At 61.9% G+C, this 1,853-nt stretch carries 1 protein-coding gene and 1 pseudogene; one reads left to right on the top strand and one right to left on the bottom strand.

From position 1 onward, the window contains the following. Positions 1 to 122 precede the first annotated feature (122 nt). On the bottom strand, positions 123 to 1,220 hold the full coding sequence (gene recA, locus EN932_RS35300; protein ID WP_013532151.1) for a recombinase RecA: 1,098 nt from the start codon (positions 1,218 to 1,220) through the stop codon (positions 123 to 125). Between the two features lie 280 nt (positions 1,221 to 1,500). Between recA and EN932_RS35295 the strand changes: the two are divergent. Further along, positions 1,501 to 1,853, top strand: a pseudogene (locus EN932_RS35295) (carbohydrate kinase); the annotation flags it as partial.

Below are 1,853 nucleotides of genomic sequence, written 5' to 3'. Positions count from 1 at the left end.
GAACCGAAAAACCGCCGGCACTGGGCCGGCGGTTTCAAAACGCATTAACGCGGAACTCGATTACTTAAGCCCGAGATAATAGAATGCGATTATGGCCGAACTCCGGCCGACCTCGCGAGTTGTCACATCGCGCCGGATTCCTCCTCGAACCCGTCGTCGCCACCTTCGGAGCCGCCATTCTCAAGGAACTTTTCGGCGATCAGCCCGGCATTCTGTCGGAGCGCCAGCTCGATCTCGCGTGCGGTGTCGGGATTGTCGCGCAGGAACAGTTTGGCATTCTCGCGGCCTTGGCCGAGACGCTGCGAATTGTAGGAGAACCAGGCGCCCGACTTCTCGACCACGCCGGCCTTGACGCCGAGATCGACCAGTTCGCCGGTCTTGGACACGCCTTCACCATACATGATGTCGAACTCGACCACCTTGAAGGGCGGCGCCAGCTTGTTCTTGACCACCTTGACGCGGGTCTGGTTGCCGACGACTTCGTCGCGGTCCTTGACCGAGCCGATGCGGCGGATGTCGAGGCGCACCGATGCGTAGAATTTCAGCGCGTTGCCGCCGGTCGTCGTCTCGGGCGAACCGAACATGACGCCGATCTTCATGCGGATCTGGTTGATGAAGATGACCATGGTGTTGGAGCGCGAGATCGAGGCGGTCAGCTTGCGCAGCGCCTGGCTCATCAGGCGGGCCTGCAGGCCGGGCAGCGAATCACCCATCTCGCCTTCGATTTCGGCACGTGGCGTCAGCGCCGCGACCGAATCGACCACCAGCACGTCGATGGCGCCGGAGCGCACCAGCGTGTCGCAGATTTCCAGCGCCTGCTCACCGGTGTCGGGCTGCGAAATCAGCAGGTTTTCGAGATCGACGCCAAGCTTGCGGGCATAGACCGGGTCAAGCGCGTGCTCGGCATCGACGAAGGCGCAGATGCCGCCCTTCTTCTGGGCTTCGGCCACGGTGTGCAGGGCCAGCGTCGTCTTGCCCGAGCTTTCCGGCCCGTAGATCTCGATGATGCGGCCGCGCGGCAGGCCACCGACGCCAAGCGCGATGTCGAGGCCAAGCGAGCCGGTCGGCACCGTTTCGATCTCGACGACCTGCTCGTTGGCGCCGAGCCGCATGATCGAGCCCTTGCCGAAAGCCCGCTCGATCTGCGACAGCGCCGCATCCAGAGCCTTTGATTTGTCCACTGCCTTGTCCTCTACCAGCCGCAAAGAATTCTGAGCCATGATACATCACCCCTTGGTCGTCAATGAAGGCCGGACAATCCGTAATCCCTGCCTATTTGTACCTTTTTTGTTCTCATTTGGCAAGAGGGATCAAATATCTGAAAAACAAGCATTATCCGGATTTGTTCTTTTTTTGTCCAAGGATTCGATCAGGAATGCACCGCACGTTGGGCCAGACGGCTCGGTTGTTTCGACCTGCCGAATCGCCGCCTTGCATGCGAAGCTCGGTCGCACAGCCTAGCGCTTGTGCGGCTGGAATAACAAAGGTCATATCGCCGGCATGCTGAAATCCGCGAAAATACTGGCCGTAGGCGGCGCCCATATCGACCGGCGCGGCCAGGTGTCCGGCGCCTACGTGCCCGCCGCCTCCAACCCGGGCACAATGCGCGAGGATGTCGGCGGCGGCGTCTTCAACGCCTTGCGCAGTGCCGTGCGGCGCGGCGTCTCCGCGTCGCTGATGTCGGTTCGCGGCGGCGATGCCGCTGCCGACACCGTTTCGCGAGCCATTGCCGGGGCAGGCATTACCGACCTGTCGGCGGTCTTCCTCGACCGCACGACGCCGAGCTACACGGCGCTGATCGACAGCGAAGGCGAGCTGATCGTCGGCTTTGCCGACATGGCGCTCTATGATTT

This window comes from Mesorhizobium sp. M7A.F.Ca.US.002.01.1.1 (assembly GCF_004022955.1).
Taxonomy (GTDB): Bacteria; Pseudomonadota; Alphaproteobacteria; order Rhizobiales; family Rhizobiaceae; genus Mesorhizobium; species Mesorhizobium ciceri.
The sequence above is the reverse complement of the archived record's forward strand: the minus strand, read 5'-3'. Positions and strand labels throughout refer to the sequence as shown.